A 20398-nucleotide genomic window follows, 5' to 3' on the forward strand; every position below is an offset into this window, starting at 1 on the left:
TGTCTTGATGTCAAGAGTCTTGACCGGTACTACTTCGCGTTCATCAGCGCCGGCTTCTTCTCCATCCGGCTCAGGCCGTTCCACGCCAGGTTGACCAGGTGCGCCGCGACCTCCGACTTCTTCGTCGCACGGTTGTCCAGCCAGTACTGGCCCGTCAGCGCGATCATGCCCACCAGCATGTTCGCGTACAGCGGCGCGCTGCTCGGGTCCAGCCGGTTGATCCGGAACTGCTCGGTCAGGATCTCTTCCACCTGCGTCGCGACGTCGCCGATGAGGCTCGAGAACGTGCCGGTCGTCTGCGCGACCGGCGAGTCGCGCACCAGGATCCGGAAGCCGTCCTCGCTGTCCTCGATGTAGTGCAGCAGCGCGAGGGCGGTGCGCTCCAGCAGCACCTTGGGGTGGCCGCCGGCGTCCAGCGCCCCGGTGAGCGCCGCCGTCAGCTCCTGCACCTCGCGGTCCACGATCACCGCGTACACGCCTTCCTTGCCCCCGAAGTGCTCGTACACCACCGGCTTGGACACCTCGGCGCGGGCGGCGATCTCCTCGACGCTCGTGCCGTCGAACCCCTTGGAGGCGAACAGCTCGCGGGCCACGGACAGCAGCTGCTCGCGACGCTGGCTCGCGGTCATGCGGGGTCGCGGAGTGCGTCGGGAGTCGGGTGCCATGGTGAACATTGTGCCGTGTGTCCCGCCCGACACCCTTCGGCGCCGCACGCACCCCCGACGACCTGGCAGACTGGGCCCCGGTGCACGACGGCGGCCTCCGCACCCGCGAGGGAACGGTGGCCGGACGCGCTGTCGCACGCACCGGTCCGCCTTGGTGTAATCGGCAGCACACGGGTTTTTGGTGCCCTTGGTCCAGGTTCGAGTCCTGGGGGCGGAGCGTGAGCACGGAAACACACCGGCCGGCTGCCGTCGTCGTCCTGGCGGCCGGGCAGGGCACGCGGATGAAGTCCCGCCTTCCGAAGATCCTCCACCCCGTGGGCGGGCGGCCGATGGTCGGGCACGCGATCGCCGCCGCGCGAGAGCTGGACCCGGCCGAGCTGGCCGTCGTCGTGCGTCACGAGCGTGATCTCGTCGCCGCTCGCGTCGCCGAGCTCGACCCGGCGGCGCTGGTCGTCGACCAGGACGAGGTGCCCGGCACGGGCCGTGCGGTGGAGTGCGCGATGGAGGCGCTGGGCGAGATCGACGGCGCCGTGGTGGTGCTCGCCGGTGACGTCCCCCTGCTCGACGGCGGCACGCTGGGCCAGATGCTCGCCACCCACCATTCCGAGGGCGACGCGGTGACGATCCTGTCCACCCATGTTCCGGACGCCACGGGCTACGGGCGCATCGTGCGGGGCGCGGACGGCCAGGTGGAGGCGATCGTCGAGCACAAGGACGCGACGCCCGCGCAGCGCGAGGTGCGCGAGATCAACACGTCCACCTACGTGTTCGACGCCGCGACGCTGCGCCGCGGGCTCGCGAGCCTGGACCGCGCGAACGCGCAGGGCGAGGTGTACCTGACCGACGTCGTGGCGTTCGCCCGCACGCAGGGCGGCACGGTCCGCGCGATCGTGACCGACGACGCGATGTCCGTCGAGGGCGTCAACGACCGGGTCCAGCTCGCGGCGCTGGGCGCCGAGATGAACCGGCGCACCCTCGAGTTCTGGATGCGGGAGGGGGTCACGGTCGTGGACCCGGCCACGACGTGGGTCGACGTCGACGTCGAGCTCGCCCCCGACGTGACCGTCCTGCCGGGCACCCAGCTGCACGGGGCCACGAAGATCGGCGAGGGCGCGACGATCGGCCCCGACACGACACTCCGTGACACCGAGGTGCACGACGGCGCCTCCGTGGTGCGCACGCACGCCGAACTGGCGGTGATCGGCGCGGGCGCGAGCGTCGGGCCGTTCTCCTACCTGCGCCCCGGGACCGTGCTGGGCCCGCAGGGCAAGATCGGCGGGTTCGTCGAGACCAAGAACGCCCGGATCGGCGAGGGCGCGAAGGTGCCGCACCTCAGCTACGTGGGCGACGCCGAGATCGGGGAGCACACCAACATCGGCGCGGCGTCGGTCACCGTGAACTACGACGGTGAGCACAAGCACCGCACCGTGATCGGGGCGCACGCGCGTACCGGGGCCGACAACATGTTCGTCGCGCCCGTGACGGTGGGCGACGGGGCCTACACGGCGGCCGGCTCGGTCATCGTCCGGGACGTGCCGGCGGGCGCGCTCGGCGTCGGGCGCGCGGAGCAGCGCAACATCAAGGGCTGGGTGGCGCGCAAGCGGCCCGGCACCGCGGCGGCCGAGGCCGCGGCGGCCGCCGACGCGCTCGCGGGCCCGGCCGGGCCCGGAGCCGGCGCGACCGACCACGCGACCACGTCCGACGGCGACCCCGACCACGCCGGACCCCCTGATCAGGAACGAAAGGCCCACTGATATGCCCACCACTGCCCTCCGCCAGATCCAGCGCCCGCTCGTCGTCGCGTCCGGGCGCGCGCACCCCGAGCTGGCGCAGGACGTGGCCAAGGAGCTCGGCGTCGACCTGCTGCCGGTCAGCGCCTACGACTTCGCGAACACCGAGACCTATGTGCGGTTCAGCGAGTCGATCCGTGGCGCCGACATCTTTCTGCTCCAGTCCCACACCGCGCCGATCAACCAGTGGATCATGGAGCACCTGCTCATGGTCGACGCCGCGAAGCGCGCCTCCGCGCACACCATCACCGCGGTGGCGCCGTTCCTCGGGTATGCCCGGCAGGACAAGAAGGGGCGGGGCCGCGAGCCGATCTCGGCCCGCCTCATGACCGACATGCTGAGGACCGCCGGTGCGGACCGGCTCATGTCCGTGGACCTGCACACCGCGCAGATCCAGGGATTCTTCGACGGGCCCGTCGACCACCTGTGGGCGATGCCGATCCTGGTGGACTACGTGCGTACGCGCGTGGACGTGGAGAACGTGACGGTGGTGTCGCCCGACGCCGGCCGCATCCGCGTGGCGGAGATCTGGGCGAGCAAGCTGGGCGGCGGGCCGCTGGCGTTCGTGCACAAGACGCGCGACGTGACCCGGCCGAACCAGGCCGTGGCGAACCGCGTGGTGGGTGACGTCGAGGGCAAGGACTGCGTCCTGGTGGACGACCTCATCGACACCGGCGGCACGATCGCCGAGGCGGTCAAGGTGATCATGGCGGCGGGCGCCCGGTCGGTGACCGTCGCGGCGACGCACGGCGTGCTGTCCGGCCCGGCACCGCAGCGCCTCGCGGACTGCGGGGCCACCGAGATCGTGGTGACCGACACCCTGCCGATCGAGGCGTCCAAGCGGTTCGACTCCCTGACCGTCCTGTCGATCGCGCCGCTGATCGCCACCGCGATCAAGGAGGTCTTCACGGACGGGTCGGTGACGAGCCTTTTTGACGGAAATGCCTGACGATTTCCGGGTCTAAAGGGTTCGGTTCGACTCTCCAGTTGACTCGAACCTGGTCAAGGGTGGACTGTTCTGTGACACAGACCCGCCCAGGAGGCACCGTGGCCATCACCGTCGTGGTCCCCACGTTCAACGAGGGACCGAACGTCGCCGAGCTCGTCCGGCGCCTCGACGAGGCGCTGGGGGCCATGCCCGGCTCCTGCGTGCTCTTCGTCGACGACTCACGGGACGACACGCCGTCGGTCATCGAGCGCGTCGCCGCCGGGCAGGCCGCCCGCGGCGGCATCCCGGTCCGCATGATCCACCGCGAGGTGGCCGACGGCGGTCTCAGTGGTGCGGTGGTCGCGGGGCTGCGGTCGGTCGAGACGGAGTGGGCCGTCGTGATGGACGGTGACCTGCAGCATCCGCCGGAGCTCGCCCCGGTGCTCGCGACACGGGGCCGGGATGCCGGGCTCGACGTCGTCGTCGCCTCGCGGTACATCGGCGGAGGCGACGCCGGCGGGCTCGACGGCTACTGGCGCAGGGCCGTGTCCACGGTGTCCGCGCTGCTCGCGCGCTCCATGTTCCCGCTGCGGCTGCGGAACGTGACCGACCCGCTGACCGGGTTCTTCGCGGTGCGGGTCGGCGCGATCGACCTGGACACGCTCCGGCCGCGCGGCTTCAAGATCCTGCTCGAGGTGCTCGCACGGGGTAAGCGGGTGCTGGCCGTCGGCGAGGAGCCGTTCGTCTTCGGCGAGCGGTACGCGGGCCGGTCCAAGGCGACGCTGCGGATGGGGCTGCGCTATCTGGAGCAGCTCGCGTCGTTGCGGTTCGGGCGCATGTCGCGGTTCGCGATCATCGGCGGGATGGGCGCGGTGTGGAACGTGCTCATCCTCTGGGCGCTGACGGCGTTCGGGATGCACTACGTGATCGCCGCGGTGATCGCCGCGGTCGTGACGATGAGCGTGAACTTCGCCCTGCAGGAGCGGTTCGTGTTCCGGGACCTGCGTGCCGAGGGGCGGCACGGGTTCTGGTCGCGGCTGGCCCACTCCTTCGCGTTCAACGGCACCGAGGCCGCCGTCCGGCTGCCGGTCCTGTGGTGGATCGTCGAGGTCACCGGTATGTGGCCGGTGCTGGTGCAGGCGGTCACGCTCGTGGTGGCGTTCCTGCTCAGGTTCGTCTTCCACGCCCAGGTGGTGTACCGCCCGCGGCGGACCCAGCCGCCGCTCGGGGGCGCGCTGTCCTCGTCGCAGCCCGGTGACGGGCTTCTCGGTGCGTCGAGCGCCGACAAGCGGGTACAGTAGTCAGGTTGCCTCGGCGAGGGACGTCGGACGGCCGCGACGGATTGTTCCGTACGCGCCGCAGTCCGTGATCGACTGGGCGGTGAGTCGGTGACCCACTGGGTCAACCGCTACGCAGCGAGCTCGCGCGCACCGCGTCCGTCACACGTCCCACGCCGACGCAGCCGCCCGCCCGAGAAAGACCGACATCACCTCAGGAGTAACTCCCGTGTCCGAGATCAAGCTCGTCGCCGAGGCCCGCACCGAGTTCGGCAAGGGTGCCGCGCGCCGCATCCGCCGCGACAACAAGATTCCCGCCGTGCTGTACGGCCACGGCACCGACCCGGTTCACGTGACGCTGCCGGGCCACGACTCGATGCTGGCGCTGCGCCACTCGAACGCGCTGCTCAGCATCGAGCTGGACGGCAAGGGCCAGCTCGCCGTCGCCAAGGACGTGCAGCGCGACCCGGTCCGGAACATCATCGAGCACATCGACCTGCTGGTCGTGAGCGCGGGTGAGAAGATCGCCGTCGACATCTACGTGAACATCACCGGCGAGTCCGCCCCGGGCACCATCCACCTGGTCGAGGCCCAGTCCCTGTCGGTCGAGGCCGAGGCGACGCACCTGCCGGAGTCGGTGGACGTGTCGATCGAGGGTCTCGCGTCCGGCTCGCACGTGTACGCCAAGGATGTCCAGCTGCCCGCCGGCTCCTCGCTGCTGACGGACCCGGAGCAGGCCGTCGTCCTGATCACCGAGCCGCGGGGCGAGGCCGCGACGGAGGAAGAGGCCGAGGCGGCCGAGGCCGCCGGGGAGTCCACGGAGGCCTGATCCGTTCGGGTGCCTGAATCGATGACCGACCAGCCATGGCTCGTCGTCGGGCTCGGTAATCCCGGGCCGAAGTACGCCGGAAACCGCCACAACGTGGGGCACATGGTGCTGGACCTGCTGGCCGAGCGCACGGGCGGCAGGTTCGCCCGGCACGGCCGGGCGCAAGCCGCCGCCGCCGAGGTGCGGCTCGGCATGCTGCCCGGCGGCCGGCCGGGACCCCGGGTGATCCTCGCGAAGCCGTCCACGTACATGAACGTCTCGGGCGGGCCGGTCAGCGCGCTCGCGCAGTACTACGGGATCGAGCCCGCCCGGATCGCCGTCGTGCACGACGAGGTCGACATCCCGTTCGACTCGATCAAGCTGAAGCTCGGCGGCGGCGAGGGCGGCCACAACGGGCTGCGCGACATCACCAAGGCGCTCGGGACCCGCGACTACCACCGCGTCCGCGTCGGCGTGGGCCGGCCGCCGGGCCGGATGGACACCGCCGACTACGTGCTGCGCGACTTCACGGGTACGGAGCGCAAGGAGCTCCCGATCTTCGTGGACGACGCCGCGGACGCGGTGGAACTCCTGGTCACGGAGGGCCTCCTGGCCGCGCAGGGAAAGTTCCACGCGGCGAGAGCCTGAGGCCGCACGGGCGGTGTCGCCGCACGGGCGGTCTCCGGGCCAGGCTGCCGAACCGCAGTGCCCGGCGGGTTCCCGTCGCCGAACCGCAAGACCACACCTCCCCCGGAACGCCGAACCGCAGTGTCACCCCGGCTCCGGACGCCGAACCGCAAGGCCACACCTCCCCCGGGACGCCGAACCGCAGTGTCACCCCGGCTCCGGACGCCGAGCCGCAGGTTGAATCGTGCCAATCACGGGTTGGCACGATTCAACCTGCGGCTCGGCACCCGGGGGCGAGGACGAGACTGCGGTTCGGCGGGCGTCAGGGTGAGGCCGACTCCGCCGATTCCCAGGTGCGGAGGTAGTACTCCGCACCGCGCAGCACGTCGTCCGTCAGCACCTCGCCGCCCGTGACGCGGAGATCCTCCAGGTAGTCCGGGACCAGGCCGTAGTGGGCCACGCCGTCGGTGTTGACGTCCCAGGTTCGCTCGCCCGTGACCTGACGCTCCAGGGTCGAGCCGCCGTCGAGCGACGTGAACGGGTAGGCGACCCGGCCGTCCGACGGGTCCGGCGTGCCGCCGAAGCCGTTCATGTCGAAGCCGAAGCCGACCCCCGCGACGTCGTGCCGTGCCCGCACGTCGGCCGTCCGCTCGTACTCCGCGATCAGGCCCTCCGTGTCGTGCCCGTACATGGTCGCGAAGCCGCCCAGGGCGTAGATGCGGTCCAGGTGCCGCTCGTCGGTCCACGAATGGGTGGAGAGCACGCCGCCGTAGCCGGCCTCCTCCAGCATCCCGAGCGTCCGGTCGGCCGCCTTGGCCGACATGTGATCCACCTCGATCAGCATGCCCCGCTCCATGAGTTCCTCGACCAGGTACTCGCCCTTCGAGGTGAGTCCGTACGGGTTGCACACCGTGCCGGACGGGTAGCGCGGCGGGACGGGCAGCCAGTCGAGCTCCTCCGGCAGGTCGATGTTGCCGGGGTTGTTGTCGTGCGGCTCGTCCGCCGGGCACGACCTCACCTGCCAGAACGTCCCGGTGCTGAGGAACTGGCCGGCGTTGACGATCGTCCCGGTGGAGCCGGTGTCGAACCGCACCCCGCACAGCGCGTTGTCGAACTTGTGGCACACGAACATGGACCGCACGCCGAGGTCGTACAGCTCGTCCAGGCCGGCGGAGATGTCGGACCGTGTGCACCCGTCGAACACCCGGAGCGTCTGCTTGCACCCGAACGGCTCGGACGTCTCCACGCCGAGCACCACGGCGAGCTTCCCCTCCGTGACGACCTGCCGCGCCTGGGCGCTGTCCGTCACGATCCGGAACCAGCCCTCGCCGGGCCCGCCGTACTGCGCGTCGACGAAGTCCTGCAGCGCGTACGCGTCCTCGATCTGCAGGCGGATCGCCGCCATCTCGTCACAGTCCTGGTAGGTGCCCGGGTTGATGGAGCACAGCAGGCCGTTGCTGGTGAGCTGATTCACGAGGACCCGCTGCCCCGCTCGCCAGGAGCGCTCCACCCAGCGGTAGTACATCTGCTGGTGGGTGAGGGAGTCGTGGGCCGGCCAGTCCGCGAACGTCGGCCACCCGGTGGTGTCGTGCGTGCCGAACGGGGAGCCGTGGCGGGTGAGGTTCTCCAGCAGCGCGGTGCCGCCGTGAGGACCGTGGGCGTCGCAGTCCCGCAGGGCGTCGGCGATGCCGGCCGGGGAGAACGCCGAGCCGCAGACGGCGGCGCCGCCGATGCCGTCCTCCATGAACATGTGGCTGTGCGCGTCGACGTAGCCGCGCACGCCGCCGTCGGGCGCGGTGCCGGTGAAGGGTTCCCCGGTGACGTTGACCTCGGACTCCGGGGTGGGGAGCACGGGGTCCGGTACGGCCCCGGTCGCGGGTGCGGCGAAGGTCGCCGCGGAGAGGACGGCCACGAGGGCCGTGATGGTCAGCGCTGCCGTTCGTCGTGGACGTCGCATGTCGCCTCCTGGGTCGGAACGGGAGCCGACGTCGTTGTCGGCGCCTCGCAACTGACCCAGACTTTAACAATGCATAGGGCAAATCGGAAGAGTGGCACAAGAGGTACGACGGCGGTCGTGGGCGCGGCGCCCGCCGATCCGTCGACCCGCCGATCCGTCAAAAAGAATGTGCCAAGCGCGGAGCGCCGTCCGTCAGGGTGACGCGAGCCAGCGGCGCGGCGGGCCCCAGATCCAGCCCAGGCCGATACGGCGCGTGGCCGCGTCCAGTGCCAGGGCCGTGGCGACGACCGCCATCGTCATGAAGAGCGGCATCCACTGGGACTGCGGGGCCGGCACCCAGATGCCGTTCGACCAGTAGATCCAGAGGATCAGGTGGATGAGTGGCGTATGCGTGACGTAGACCGGCAGCGTTCGCGCGCCGATCCAGCCCAGGCCCGGGACCATCCTGGCGAGGGCGACGCTGATCGCGATCCCGGCCATCGCCCCGACGAGGTTCGCCAGCAGGTACGGTCCCGGCGTCGACTCCAGGCCGTACGCCCCCACGGCCCACGTCACGCCGTACCACGCGCCGACCACGAGCAGCCCCGACCACCACCGCAACCGGTCGGCGTACGCCTCGACGAACGGCCGCAGGTGCAGGCCGGCCAGGAAGAACAGGACGAACTGCGCCGCTCCGCGATAGGCGATGCTCTCCGGCTCCCAGCCGGCCAGCGCCCACCCGCTGACGCCGGCCGCGGCGAGGAGCTGCACCCAGGCCGGGAGGGGCCGCAGCAGCCGGGCCGCCAGGAAGAGGACCGCCAGCGTCCAGATGAACCAGAGCTCGGACCGGGGGACCAGCAGCGACCAGGTCAGGTCGCCGAGCAGCGTGGACCCGTCGGCGTCGGGCACCTTGTAGTAGCCCGTGCCCAGCCGGACCGCCAGCGTGATCGGCTCCCACAGCACGAACACCCACGCGAAGTAGAAGATCTTGCCGCGCAGCACCGTGGACCACGACGCCGCGACCCACTTGGTGGCGAACATGCCCGCCACGACGAAGAACAGCGGCATGCGCAGGCTGCGCAGCGGCTCGTTGAACTCCCGCAGGACACTGACGTCGTACCCGGTGCCGGCCGTCCAGTTCGTCGCGTGGTACAGCACCACGAGGCAGATCGCCAGGCCCCGCGCGGCGTCGGCCCACGCGATGCGTGAGCGCGTGCCGGCGGCGGCGTCTGACCTGGACATGGACTGGCGCGGCTCGGTGGACATCGCCCCTGATCGTATCGACCGGTGAGAGAACTCATCGCTGTGCGGCCGGCGTGAGGCCGCCCCCGGGCGGGACGAGCGGCGAGCGTGCTCTCCCGTCAGGCCGCCGCGGTCCTCACCGTGTCGTACCGACCTTCGCCGCCGCGCTGACCTCCCCCAGGATGACCGCGTCCACCAGCTGCCTCGCCCAGTCCAGGATCTCCGCGCCGCGCAGCGGGCGGCCGCCCAGGCGCGCCGTCGTCGGGAACGGGACGAGGAACGCGCGGATGCCCGGCTTGAGGATCGTGCTCGGGTAGAGGCGCTTGAGACGCAGCGTCTGGGACTCCGCCAGGTCCACCGGCGCGAACCGCACGTACTTGCCCTGGGCCGTGACGTCCGTGAGCCCGGCCGCGCGGGCGTGGTTGCGGAACCCGGCCACGTCGAACAGCGCCGACGCGACCTCCGGCAGCTTGCCGTACCGGTCGACGAGCTCCGCCCGCACCTCGCCCAGCGCCGCCTCGTCGTGCGCGGCGGCGATCTTCTTGTACGCCTCGAGCCGCAGGCGCTCGGTGGCGATGTACGTCTCGGGCAGGTGGGCGTCGACCGGCAGCTCGATGGTGACCTCGGGCGCCTCCTCCTCGCGGTCACCGCGGAAGGCGGCGACCGCCTCGCCGACCATGCGCACGTAGAGGTCGAACCCGACGCCGGCGATGTGGCCCGACTGCTCGCCGCCGAGCAGGTTGCCGGCGCCGCGGATCTCGAGGTCCTTCATGGCGATCTGCATGCCCGCGCCGAGATCGGTGTGGGCCGCCATGGTGGCGAGCCGGTCGTGCGCCTGCTCCGTGAGCGGCTTCTCCGGCGGGTACAGGAAGTACGCGTACGCGCGCTCGCGCCCGCGCCCCACGCGCCCGCGGAGCTGGTGGAGCTGGGAGAGCCCGAGCACGTCGGCCCGCTCCAGGACGAGCGTGTTGGCGTTGGAGATGTCCAGGCCGGTCTCGACGATGGTGGTGCACACCAGGACGTCGAGCTCCTTCTCCCAGAAGGCGCGGATGACCTGGTCCAGCTGGTGCTCGCCCATCTTGCCGTGGGCCACGCCGATCCGCGCCTCGGGTACGAGCTCGTTCAGCCTGGCGGCCGTCCGGCCGATCGACTCGACCCGGTTGTGCACGTAGAAGACCTGGCCCTCGCGGAGCAGCTCACGGCGTAGCGCCGCGGCGATCTGCTTCTCCTCGTAGGCGCCCACGTACGTGAGCACGGGGTGGCGCTCCTCGGGCGGGGTCGCGAGGGTGGACATCTCGCGGATCCCGGTGACGGCCATCTCCAGGGTGCGCGGGATCGGGGTGGCCGACATCGCGAGCACGTCCACGTTGGTGCGTAGCTGCTTGAGCGTCTCCTTGTGCTCGACGCCGAACCGCTGCTCCTCGTCGACGATCACCAGCCCGAGGTCCTTGAACCGGACGGCGCCCGTGATGAGCCGGTGCGTGCCGATGACGATGTCGACCGAGCCCTTCCGCAGGCCGTCCGCCACGGCCTCGGACTCCTTGTCCGACTGGAAGCGGCTCAGCGCCTTCACCGTCACGGGGAACCCGGCGTACCGGTCGGAGAACGTCTCGAAGTGCTGCTGCACCAGGAGCGTGGTCGGCACGAGCACGGCCACCTGCTTGCCGTCCTGCACGGCCTTGAACGCGGCCCGCAGCGCGATCTCCGTCTTGCCGTAGCCGACGTCGCCGCAGATCAGCCGGTCCATCGGGACGGGCTTCTCCATGTCCGCCTTGACCTCGTCGATCGAGGCGAGCTGGTCCGGCGTCTCGACGTACGCGAACGCGTCCTCCAGCTCGCGCTGCCACGGGGTGTCCGGGCCGAACGCGTGGCCCTGCGTGGCCATCCGCGCGGAGTACAGGCGGATGAGCTCGCTCGCGATCTCCTTGACGTGCTTGCGGGCGCGGGCCTTGGTGTTCTTCCAGTCGGCGCCGCCCATCTTGTTGAGGCTGGGCGCCTCGCCGCCCACGTACTTGGTGACCTGGTCGAGCTGGTCCGTCGGCACGAACAGCCGGTCGCCGGGCTGGCCCCGCTTGGAGGACGCGTACTCGATGACGAGGTACTCCCGCGTGGCGCCGTTCGCGCCCCCGCCGAGGGTGCGCTGCACCATCTCGATGAACCGCCCGACGCCGTGCTGCTCGTGCACCACGTAGTCGCCCGCCCGCAGCTGCAGCGGGTCGACGACGTTGCGGCGCCGGCTCGGCATCTTGCGCATGTCCCGGGTGCCGGCGCCGCCGGCCCGCCCGGTCAGGTCCTGGTCCGAGAAGATGGCCAGGCGCAGCTCGGGGGCGACGAAGCCACGGCCCGTCCCACCTGCCACGACGTGGACGACGGCGGCCTCCGGCTCGGTCGCCAGGGACGACTCCAGGCGCGCTGCCGTGCCCGCCTCCGAGAGCTGCTCGCTCATGCGCTTGGCGGGGCCGTGCCCCTCCGTGGTGAGCACGAGGGTCCAGCCGGACTTCTGCAGCGTGTCGACCTCCCGCAGCGCCCGCGCGAAGTCGCCCCGGTAGGACTCGACGTCGCGCGCTCCGACGGTGAAGACCTCTCCGGTCGCGTTGATCGCACGGTCCTCCGGCAGGCCGCCGTCGGGCAGTTGCGCGAGCTCCACGTCCTGGCCGAACGACGACAGCGTCCACCAGCCCAGTCCGCGCCGGGCCGCGACGGCCCGCGCCTCCGCGAGGGTGGCGAACGACGCCGCGGACAGGTCCGCGCCGCCCTCGCCCGACAGCGGGACCGAGCCGCCCGCGGCGGCACCCACCCAGGCGGCCTCGAGGAACTCCTGGGTGGTCGCGACGAGGTCGTGGGCCCGGCGCCGGACCCGCTCGGACTCGTTGAGGAGCAGCAGCGCGTCGTCGGGCACGAGGTCGAGCACCGGGACCATGTGGTCCACCAGCAGCGGCGCGAGCGACTCCATCCCCTCAGCGGGCGAGCCGTCCGCGAGCTTCTCCAGCATCTCGGCGGCGCCCGGCAGCGTCTCGACGAGGCCCGCCGCACGCTCACGCACGGCGTCGGTCAGCAGGATCTCGCGGCACGGCGGCGCCCACAGGCCCCGGTCGGCGATCTCCAGGGACCGCTGGTCCGCGACGGCGAACCAGCGGATCTCACTGATCTCGTCGCCCCAGAACTCACATCGCAGCGGGTGGTCCTCGGTGGGCGGGAAGACGTCGAGGATGCCGCCGCGCACGGCGAACTCGCCGCGCCGCTCGACCATGTCGACGCGCGTGTAGGCGGCGTCGGTGAGCCGCTGGGCGATGTCGGTCAGGTCGGCGGTGTCGCCGGCGGCGAGCGAGACCGGGGCGAGCTCGCCCAGGCCCCCCACCACGGGCTGGAGCAAGGCTCGGACCGGCATCACGAGGACGCGGATCGGGCCTGCCTGCCCGCGCTCCGCGGTCGGGTGCGCCAGCCGGCGGAAGACCGCGAGGCGGCGCGCGACCGTGTCGGCCCGCGGGCTGAGCCGCTCGTGCGGCAGCGTCTCCCACGCGGGCAGCACCGCGACGTCGTCCTCGCGGCCCTCGGGCAGGTAGACGCGGACCGCGGCGGCGAGCTCGTCGGCCTCGCGGCCGGTGGCGGTGACCACCACCAGGGGGCGCCGCTCGGAGGCGGCCGCGACGAGGGCGGGCCGGACCCCGACGGGTCCGACGACGTCGGCCTCGCCGCGCGCGCCGACGTGCTCGACGGCGGCCGCGACGCCCGGGTCGGCGAGCAGGAGCGGAAGCAGACCGGTGAGATGCATCGGGGTCCTTACGGCGGTACGGATCGGGTGTGACGACGACGGGATGCGACGACGACGGGGTACGACGGCGACGCGGGCCCGACGGCGACATGCGTACGACGGCGACGCGGGCCCGACGACGGCGCCGGGCCATGACACGTGTCCGGGACCGGCCGGGCACACGGCGACTGGCCCACTTTCTTCCCGGGACGGGGTGGATGGGCTGACAACAGCGTAGCGCCCGCCACTGACATCGCCCCGAGAGCGGCCGAGGAGCCTTCCGGCCGGTGCCGGGTCAGGCCGCCAGGCTGCGGGCCTCGCTGCGGTTGGGGTTCTCGAACGCCTCCGCCATGAGGGTGATCTCGCCCTCGGGCAGCGACAGGTCGCGGGCCAGCTCGGCCCAGCCCGCGGTCGCCTCCGACACCTCGCCGACCACCTGCCGCGCGTCGTCGAGCCGTAGCCCGTAGGAGCCGCAGGTGTCCAGCAGGACCCGGATCTCGCGGTCGATCCGGTTGCCCATCGGCCGCAGCGGCGTGGACTCCGCGACCGAGAACGGGTCCGGGTTGACGTCGAACAGCGGGGCCAGCGACCAGCCCTCGGTGCGGCGCAGGAAGCCGTGGTTCTTCATGTGGTCGTCCACGTTGCGCACCAGCAGGGTGAACACGACCCGTCGGAACAGGTCGTGCCCGTCGGCGCTCGGCCGGCCGGAGTGGTCGGCGAGCGTCTCGGCGAGCGTGCGGTAGTCGATCGTCTCGAAGAACGCCTTCTGCACCAGGGACTCCGCCGACAGGAACCCGACCCGCCGGCCGCCGGACAGCCGGTCGAACCGCCGCGTGAGCAGGATGCTGTGGCGCCCGCCGTCCCCGTCCACCCGGTGCAGCCGCGCCACGGGGATCTCGATGCCTGCCCGCGACGCGAGCCGCAGCGTGAGGTACTCCCACGCCTGGACGTCCCAGCGGTCGGTCGGCCGGGGGAGCTTGGCCATCCACAGCTCGCCGTCGGTGTCGCGCACCGTGACCTTCGGCCGCGCCCCGCCCATCGACGTGCCGGCGGCGACCAGCAGCCGCAGGTCCCGGTCCGACCCGCGATGCTCCGCGACGGCCTCCGCGGCCTCCGTCAGCGCGGGCAGGTTCACGAGATCGGGCACGTCGGCGCGCGGCGGCGCCAGGAAGGTCTCGCCGCCGTCGAGCGAGAGGCGCAGTGCGCCGAGCCGGGTCTCGTCCTGCACGCCGAGCAGGAAGTCCTTCTCGGTGAGCCGCACGGACGCGCGGTCCTGGGCCTGGGCGATGTTCCGTTCCGCGTGGAACAGCAGCGTGCGGCCCCACTGGTCGGGCTGGCAGTCGGCGAACGTGCCGAACATCGGCCGGTCGCCCGCCGACGGGATCGGCCCCGGCGTCAGCGGCAGCTCCGGGCACAGCGCGTAGGCGCCCGCCGTGCGCAGGTAGTCGTCGGCATACCGGAACGTGCTGCCGACCAGCGCTCCGCCCGTGTTGAGGTGCAGGTCGAGTTCGCCGGCGTGCGCCTGCCGGCCGCCGGGCAGATGGACTTCGACGCGGATCGCCACGGCGGCTCAACTCCTGACGTAGTGTTCGGCGCCCCTCAGCCGGGAATCCTCACGCGCTGCGGGAGGGTGCGTTCGGCGTGGAAGCGCCCCATCTCGGTGGTCAACGGGTCCGTCGCACCGACAACGGCGTCAGCCACTCCCAGGACCCGGAGCACCGCGAGGGTGTTCTCCAGGCTGACGGTGCCCGTGCCGTTCTCGATGTTGCGCAGGGTGGTGCGGGTGATACCGGCGCGATCCGCGACGAGTTGCGCGGTGAGGCCGTGGATCTTGCGCCAGTTGCGGACGTGCTCGCCGATCGAGGCGAGATCTCGGTGGGTTCGGTGGGACGTGCGGGCCATGGTGTCGGTCTTTCTGGACGACGGCGGTCTGGGCGCGCCGCTCGGACTGTGGCTACCAGGATAGCCGTCGTCGGCCCTAATGGACAGCGCACTGGTCATTAGAGCCAGGCGGCGGCGCGCTGCCCGGTTCGCCGGCGGCGCCGCCGGCGACGGATCCCCGGGAGTTCACGGCGCCGGAGGCAGTCCTCGCAGCACCGTCGCCATCGCGCCGAGCGCCTTGATGGTCTCCTCCGCGTCCGCGTTCTCGTAGCCGCGCGTGCAGACGGCGATCACCAGGGCGTCCGGGCCCGGCTCGCCGAGGAAGGCCACGTCGTGCCGGATCCCGTCGACCCACCCGGACTTCGAGCCGAACGGCACGCCGCCCGGGAACGACGACGTGAGCTGACGGTCCGTCTGCCGGGACAGCAGTTCCAGCATCCAGGCCGTCCGCTCGGCGCTCGCCAGGCGGCCGGCCACGATCGCGCCCATCAGGCGGGCGAGGTCGCGTGCGGTGACGAGGTGCGACGGGCCGCCGGTTCCCGCCGCGGCGGCGTCGGAGTACAGGCGGCTCAGGACCGAGTCCGCGCACCCGGCGTCCGACAGCACCCGGTTGCAGGCCTCGAGGCCGACCCGGTCGATCAGCATGTTGGTGGCCTCGTTGGACGAGACCACGATCATCCGCTCGGCGACGTCGGCCAGGGGCATGGGAGTGCCGTCCGGGGGAAGTCCCTCGTCGACGTCGTCGGGCTCGATCGTGAACGTGCCCGCCCCCGGGGCCCGGGACGTGAACGTCCTGGCGGCGATCAGTTCCTCGCCGGGCGACGCGGTCCCGGCGTCGAGCTCCCGCGCGACGGCGACGAGCACCGCGAGCTTCACCGTCGACGCCGCGTAGACGATCACGTCGTCCTCCCGGGCGACCAGCACCTCGCCCGACGCCCGCGCCACATGGAAGGCGACGAACGGCATGCCGTCGCTGTGGGTTCCGGTCCGCACCATGAGCTCCCTCCACTTCCTCGCCCCCTCGGGAGCGCCGACAGGCCCTGCTGACTCAGGTTCATCAGGGTTTGTTCGAACCGCCTTGAAGGTCTGCGAGACCCTACTGAACACTCCTCAACATCTTGGTCCAGGAGTGGATGAGGGCTCGGGACTGGGTGGTGTTCTGGTCGGCGCGTTCCTGGGCGGCCGAGGCCAGGGCGGCGCGGTCGAGACCCTGGCCCGCCAGAGCGGCCTCGTCCCAGCGGAGGATCGCGTCCGGTGGCGCCTCCGGGTGAAACTGGAGTCCCCATGCCGCTCGCCCGACCCGGAACGCCTGTACCCGGCACTCCGGCGACGTGACCAGCAGCGTCGCGCCGGGCGGCAGCGCCGTGACGGAATCCTCGTGGTTCTCCAGCATCCACAGCGGCTCGGGGACGACGGCGGTCGGGGCGGCGTCGCGGTCGGCAACGCGGTCGGCAACGGGGTCGTTCCGAGGATCCGCCGTCCTGTCGGCGAGGACGTGACCTGCCGGCATGCGTCCGGGAACCGGGACACCCGGCCCGTTTCCCGGTGCCGCGCCGGCTTGCCCGCCCCCGGTCATGAACTGTCCGAGGAGCGGGTCGCCGGCGGCCTCCGGCAGGACCTCCAGCGCGCACATGCCGCGTTCCGTCTCGCCGGACCGCGCGGTCACCTCGCCGCCCGCGACGTGGGCGAGCAGCTGCTCGCCGAGGCAGATCCCCAGCAGGGGCGTCCCGCGGTCCAGCGCCTCGGCCGTGAGCGCGCGCTCCCGGGGCAGCCAGGGGTGCTCGGCGTCGTCGTCGGGCAGGTAGCCGCCGCCGAGGAGGACGACGCCGTCGTACCCGTCCAGGCGGTCCGGCAGCCCTTCCCACGCCGGGACGACGTCGGCGGTCACACCGGCGTCCGCCAGCCAGCCGCCGAGCCGCCGCGGGCCCGAGCCCTCCGAGTTCCGCACCACCAGCACACGCGTCATGGCTCCACCCTCGCCGGGGCCCGGAGCGTCCGCGCGAAGTGACACGCCGCCAGGTGCGCCGGTTCGCCGCCGGCGCGTGCGTCGTCGTCACGACTGCCGGGCTGACCGGCGTCGTTGCCGTCGTGCGGCCGCAGAACGGGCGTGGACCCCGTGCACGGCTCGGGAACATTGCGCGCGACGTCGGCCGGCACACCGGCGGACACGGCGCCGCCGGCTGCCGTCGCGCGGCCCGGTACGGCGCCGGTGCCGGCTCGCGCGGCGCCGCCGTCGGCAGGCATACCGGCGGACACGGCGCCTCCGTCGCGGTCGGTCTCGCCGTCGCCCTTGCTGCCGAGGGTCCGGGCCAGGGGGCAGCGGGTGTGGAAGGCACACCCCGGGGGAGGGTCGATCGGCGACGGCGGTTCGCCCTCCAGCGTGATCGCGGGGGAGTCGGTCAGCCGCACGGCCGGGTCGGGCTCCGGGACCGCCGACAGGAGCGCCTGGGTGTAGGGATGCAGCGCGCCGTCGTAGACGTCCGTCTCCCGGCCCCGCTCCACGACGCGCCCCAGGTACATGACCGCGACGTCGTGCGCGATGTGCCGTACGACACCCAGGTCGTGCGCCACGAACAGGTACGACAGGCCCAGCTCGTCCTGGAGGTCCTCGAGGAGGTTGATCACCTGGCCCTGCACGGACACGTCGAGTGCGGAGACCGGCTCGTCGCACACCAGGATCCTGGGCCGGAGCGCGAGCGCGCGGGCGATGCCGACGCGCTGCCGCTGGCCGCCCGAGAACTGGTGCGGGTAGCGGTTCGCGTGGGCGGGTTCCAGGCCGACGAGTTCCAGCAGCTCACCCACGGCGGCGCGACGTCCGCCCGCCGGGGCGACCCCATGGATCGCGAACGGCTCACCGACGATCTCCTGCACGGACATCCGGGGGTTCAGCGAGGTGTACGGATCCTGGAACACCATCTGCACCTCGCGGCGCAACTGCTTGCGCCCGGCCCGGGAGAGGCGCGCCATGTCCTCGCCCTCCACGAGCACCTGACCGCTGGTGGGCGTCTCGATCCCGACCAGCACGCGCGCGAGCGTGCTCTTGCCCGACCCCGACTCACCCACGAGTCCCAGGGTCCGCCCCCGGCCGAGGCCGAACGAGACGCCGTCGACCGCCTTGACCGTACCGGCGGTGCGACGCAGCAGGCCACGGCGTACGGGGTAGTGCTTGACGAGGTCGCGGACCTCGAGCGCGGGTTCAGCCATCGGACGCCTCCTGGGACTCCTGGCCGCGGGGGCCGGGGTAGCCGGTGTGCGGTGGGCCGCCGGTCCCGGGGGCGCTGGTGCCCGGACCACCGGAGCTCGCACGGGGGAGGTTCCCCGTCCCGGCGGAGTCGTGCGCGTCCTGGCGCCCGGTCGATCCGGGCAAGGCAGGGGACGCCAGGACTTCGGCGGCGAAGTGGCAGGCGGACGCGTGCGCGGCTGTCGATCCGTCGTCGCCGGTCTCCCGGGCGTCCGCCGCGGGGACGGCGGCCAGGGCCGGCACGTCGGATCGGCACCGGTCGCGGGCCAGATCGCAGCGGGGGTGGAACGCGCAGCCCGGTGGCGGTGCGGCCGGGCTCGGCGGGCGGCCGGGGATGACGGCCAGGCGCCGCTTCCGCGCGCCGCCGTTCGCTCCCGGGCCGCCCGCACCCGCCGACGGGATGGACCGCAGCAGCGCTCGGGTGTAGGGGTGGGCGGGCGTGCGGAACGTCTCCCGGACCGGCGCCCGCTCCACGACACGCCCCGCGTACATGACGGTGACGTCGTCGGCCACGCCGGCCACCACGCCCAGGTCGTGCGTGATGAGCACCAGGCCCATCCGCCGCTCGGCCTGGATCTCGGCGAGCAGCCGCAGCACCTGGGCCTGGACGGTGACGTCGAGCGCGGTGGTCGGCTCGTCCGCGATGAGCACGTCCGGGTCCATGGCCAGCGCCGTCGCGATCAGCACCCGCTGCCGCATGCCGCCCGAGAACTGATGCGGGTAGTCCCGCACCCGGCCGCGCGCGTTCGGTACCCGCACCAGGTCCAGCAGTTCCACCGCGCGGCGCCGGGCATCCCCGCGCGACATCCCGCGCCGCCTCCGCAGCGCCTCCGTGAGCTGGTAGCCCACGGTGTGCACCGGGTTCAGCGCGGCCAGCGCGTCCTGGAACACCATCGCGATCCGGTCACCGCACCGGCTGCGGTGCTCCCGCGGGCTCAGGCCCAGCAGGTCCTCCCCCGACAGCCGGACCGACCCGCGCGTCACCCGGGCGGTCTCCGGAAGCAGGCCCATCACCGCCAGCGACGACACCGACTTGCCCGACCCGGACTCACCCACCACCGCGAGCGTCCGCCCCGCCTCCACGGTGTACGACAGCCCGTCCACCGCCCGCACGACCCCCTCGCGCGTGCGGAACTCGACGGCCAGATCCCGCACCTCCAACAGCGGGGTGCCCGACGACGTGCCGTGGCCGTGCCGCTCCCGGGCGTCACCGTGGTCGACCACGCCATCCTGCGTGGTGGTCGCGTTCCCACGGTGCGAAATGGCGTGGTCGGCGGCTGGTGCCGACGATGACGGGCCGCGCCTCATCGGGCCAGCCTCGGGTCGAGGGCGTCGCGCAGGGCGTCGCCCAGCACCACGAGCGCCAGCACGGTCGCGACCAGGCAGATCAGCGGGGCGAGGAGGATGTGCGGGGCTCCGCCGGTCACCCACTCGGACCCCTGCTCGATCTGGATGCCCCAGCTCGTCGCCGGCGGCCGCACCCCGATGCCCAGGAAGGACAGCACCGCCTCCGCGCTGATCACACCCGCCACCGAGGTGGGGAGCAGCGCCGTGACCGTCCCGATCGCGTTCGGCAGCACGTGCCGCACCAGGATGCGCGGGTCCGAGGCCCCCAGGGAGCGTGCCGCGGTGACGTAGTCCAGGTTCTTCGCCTCCAGGGTGCTGGCCCGCACGTAGCGGGCGTACGGCATCCAGCCGAACAGGATGAGCACCACCGCCGGGAGCAGGATGACCTCGAACGTCCCCGAGCCCAGGTCGACCCCCTGGAACAGGGACAGCACCAGGAGTGCCGCCAGGAGCAGCGGGATCACGAGGAACACCTCGACGGCCCGCGACACCAGGTAGTCCACCCAGCCGAGGTAGTACCCGGCGAGCAGGCCCAGCGTGACCCCGATGAGGAGCGAGACACCGACCACGACCACGGCCAGCAGCAGCGACGGCCGCACACCGTGCACCAGCGTGGCCAGCACGTCGCAGCCCAGAGCGTCCGTACCCAGCGGGTGCGCGCCGCCCCACCCCTGCGGGTCCAGGCGGGCGTCCCGGATCGGGCACGTCCGGGGGCTGGTGCTGGTGAACAGCCGCGGGAACGCGGCCATCACCGCGAAGAACAGGACGACGCCGGCCGCGATCACGGTGTCGGGCCGGCGGAGGAGCGCGCGCCAGGCCTCGGCCGGCGGGCTCGACGGCGCACCGCTGCGCCCCTCGTCGGTGTCAGGGCCGTTCATGCCATCTCCTCGGGCTCCGCTCCGGGC

At 72.5% G+C, this 20398-nt stretch carries 16 protein-coding genes and 1 tRNA gene; 6 read left to right on the plus strand and 11 right to left on the minus strand.

The window, feature by feature from the left end:
- Positions 1–29 precede the first annotated feature (29 nt).
- Positions 30–629: a TetR/AcrR family transcriptional regulator gene (locus EDD34_RS02625; protein ID WP_123816281.1), complete on the minus strand. Its 600-nt coding sequence runs from the start codon at positions 627–629 to the stop codon at positions 30–32.
- A gap of 181 nt (positions 630–810) precedes the next feature.
- On the opposite strand from EDD34_RS02625, the gene EDD34_RS02630 reads away from it, so the two are divergent.
- The 6 genes from EDD34_RS02630 (at position 811) to pth (ending at position 6116) form a co-directional block, all read left to right on the plus strand.
- Positions 811–882, plus strand: a tRNA-Gln gene (locus tag EDD34_RS02630).
- Between the two features lie 64 nt (positions 883–946).
- Positions 947–2419 (plus strand): bifunctional UDP-N-acetylglucosamine diphosphorylase/glucosamine-1-phosphate N-acetyltransferase GlmU, encoded by a 1473-nt coding sequence (glmU, locus tag EDD34_RS02635; RefSeq protein WP_246012620.1) that lies wholly within the window; start codon positions 947–949, stop codon positions 2417–2419.
- A gap of 1 nt (position 2420) precedes the next feature.
- Positions 2421–3404, plus strand: coding sequence for a ribose-phosphate diphosphokinase (locus tag EDD34_RS02640; protein WP_123813187.1), 984 nt, complete (start codon positions 2421–2423; stop codon positions 3402–3404).
- Between the two features lie 98 nt (positions 3405–3502).
- Positions 3503–4684, plus strand: a complete 1182-nt coding sequence (locus EDD34_RS02645; protein WP_123813188.1) for a glycosyltransferase — start codon at positions 3503–3505, stop codon at positions 4682–4684.
- Between the two features lie 205 nt (positions 4685–4889).
- Entirely contained in the window at positions 4890–5489 is a 600-nt protein-coding gene (locus tag EDD34_RS02650; protein ID WP_123813189.1) for a 50S ribosomal protein L25/general stress protein Ctc, read from the plus strand.
- Between the two features lie 21 nt (positions 5490–5510).
- Positions 5511–6116, plus strand: a complete 606-nt coding sequence (gene pth, locus EDD34_RS02655) for an aminoacyl-tRNA hydrolase (RefSeq protein ID WP_123813190.1) — start codon at positions 5511–5513, stop codon at positions 6114–6116.
- 301 nt (positions 6117–6417) lie between these two features.
- Here pth and EDD34_RS02660 read toward each other — a convergent pair whose 3' ends face one another.
- The 10 genes from EDD34_RS02660 to EDD34_RS02705 all read right to left on the minus strand — a co-directional run bounded on the left by EDD34_RS02660 (position 6418) and on the right by EDD34_RS02705 (position 20371).
- Positions 6418–8052: an amidohydrolase family protein gene (locus EDD34_RS02660; protein WP_123813191.1), complete on the minus strand. Its 1635-nt coding sequence runs from the start codon at positions 8050–8052 to the stop codon at positions 6418–6420.
- 192 nt (positions 8053–8244) lie between these two features.
- Positions 8245–9297, minus strand: a complete 1053-nt coding sequence (locus tag EDD34_RS02665; RefSeq protein ID WP_123813192.1) for an acyltransferase family protein — start codon at positions 9295–9297, stop codon at positions 8245–8247.
- Between the two features lie 112 nt (positions 9298–9409).
- Positions 9410–13045, minus strand: coding sequence for a transcription-repair coupling factor (mfd, locus tag EDD34_RS02670; RefSeq protein ID WP_123813193.1), 3636 nt, complete (start codon positions 13043–13045; stop codon positions 9410–9412).
- Between the two features lie 274 nt (positions 13046–13319).
- Positions 13320–14588: a type II toxin-antitoxin system HipA family toxin gene (locus EDD34_RS02675; protein WP_123813194.1), complete on the minus strand. Its 1269-nt coding sequence runs from the start codon at positions 14586–14588 to the stop codon at positions 13320–13322.
- Positions 14589–14623: 35 nt separating this feature from the next.
- Positions 14624–14926, minus strand: a complete 303-nt coding sequence (locus EDD34_RS02680) for a helix-turn-helix domain-containing protein (protein WP_123813195.1) — start codon at positions 14924–14926, stop codon at positions 14624–14626.
- 165 nt (positions 14927–15091) lie between these two features.
- Positions 15092–15901: a serine hydrolase gene (locus EDD34_RS02685; RefSeq protein ID WP_123813196.1), complete on the minus strand. Its 810-nt coding sequence runs from the start codon at positions 15899–15901 to the stop codon at positions 15092–15094.
- A 100-nt stretch (positions 15902–16001) separates the two neighbouring features.
- The gene (locus tag EDD34_RS02690; RefSeq protein ID WP_123813197.1) at positions 16002–16871 is read right to left on the minus strand and encodes a type 1 glutamine amidotransferase; all 870 of its coding nucleotides are present in this window, start codon (positions 16869–16871) and stop codon (positions 16002–16004) included.
- Positions 16868–18109: an ABC transporter ATP-binding protein gene (locus EDD34_RS02695; protein WP_123813198.1), complete on the minus strand. Its 1242-nt coding sequence runs from the start codon at positions 18107–18109 to the stop codon at positions 16868–16870. The genes EDD34_RS02690 and EDD34_RS02695 overlap by 4 nt, the downstream gene beginning before the upstream one ends.
- A complete protein-coding gene (locus tag EDD34_RS02700; RefSeq protein ID WP_246012153.1) occupies positions 18102–19370 on the minus strand; it encodes an ABC transporter ATP-binding protein in 1269 nt (422 codons plus the stop codon). The genes EDD34_RS02695 and EDD34_RS02700 overlap by 8 nt, the downstream gene beginning before the upstream one ends.
- A gap of 80 nt (positions 19371–19450) precedes the next feature.
- On the minus strand, positions 19451–20371 hold the full coding sequence (locus tag EDD34_RS02705) for an ABC transporter permease (RefSeq protein WP_123813199.1): 921 nt from the start codon (positions 20369–20371) through the stop codon (positions 19451–19453).
- Positions 20372–20398: the final 27 nt, after the last annotated feature.

Source organism: Myceligenerans xiligouense (assembly GCF_003814695.1).
In the GTDB taxonomy this organism is placed as follows: domain Bacteria; phylum Actinomycetota; class Actinomycetes; order Actinomycetales; family Cellulomonadaceae; genus Myceligenerans; species Myceligenerans xiligouense.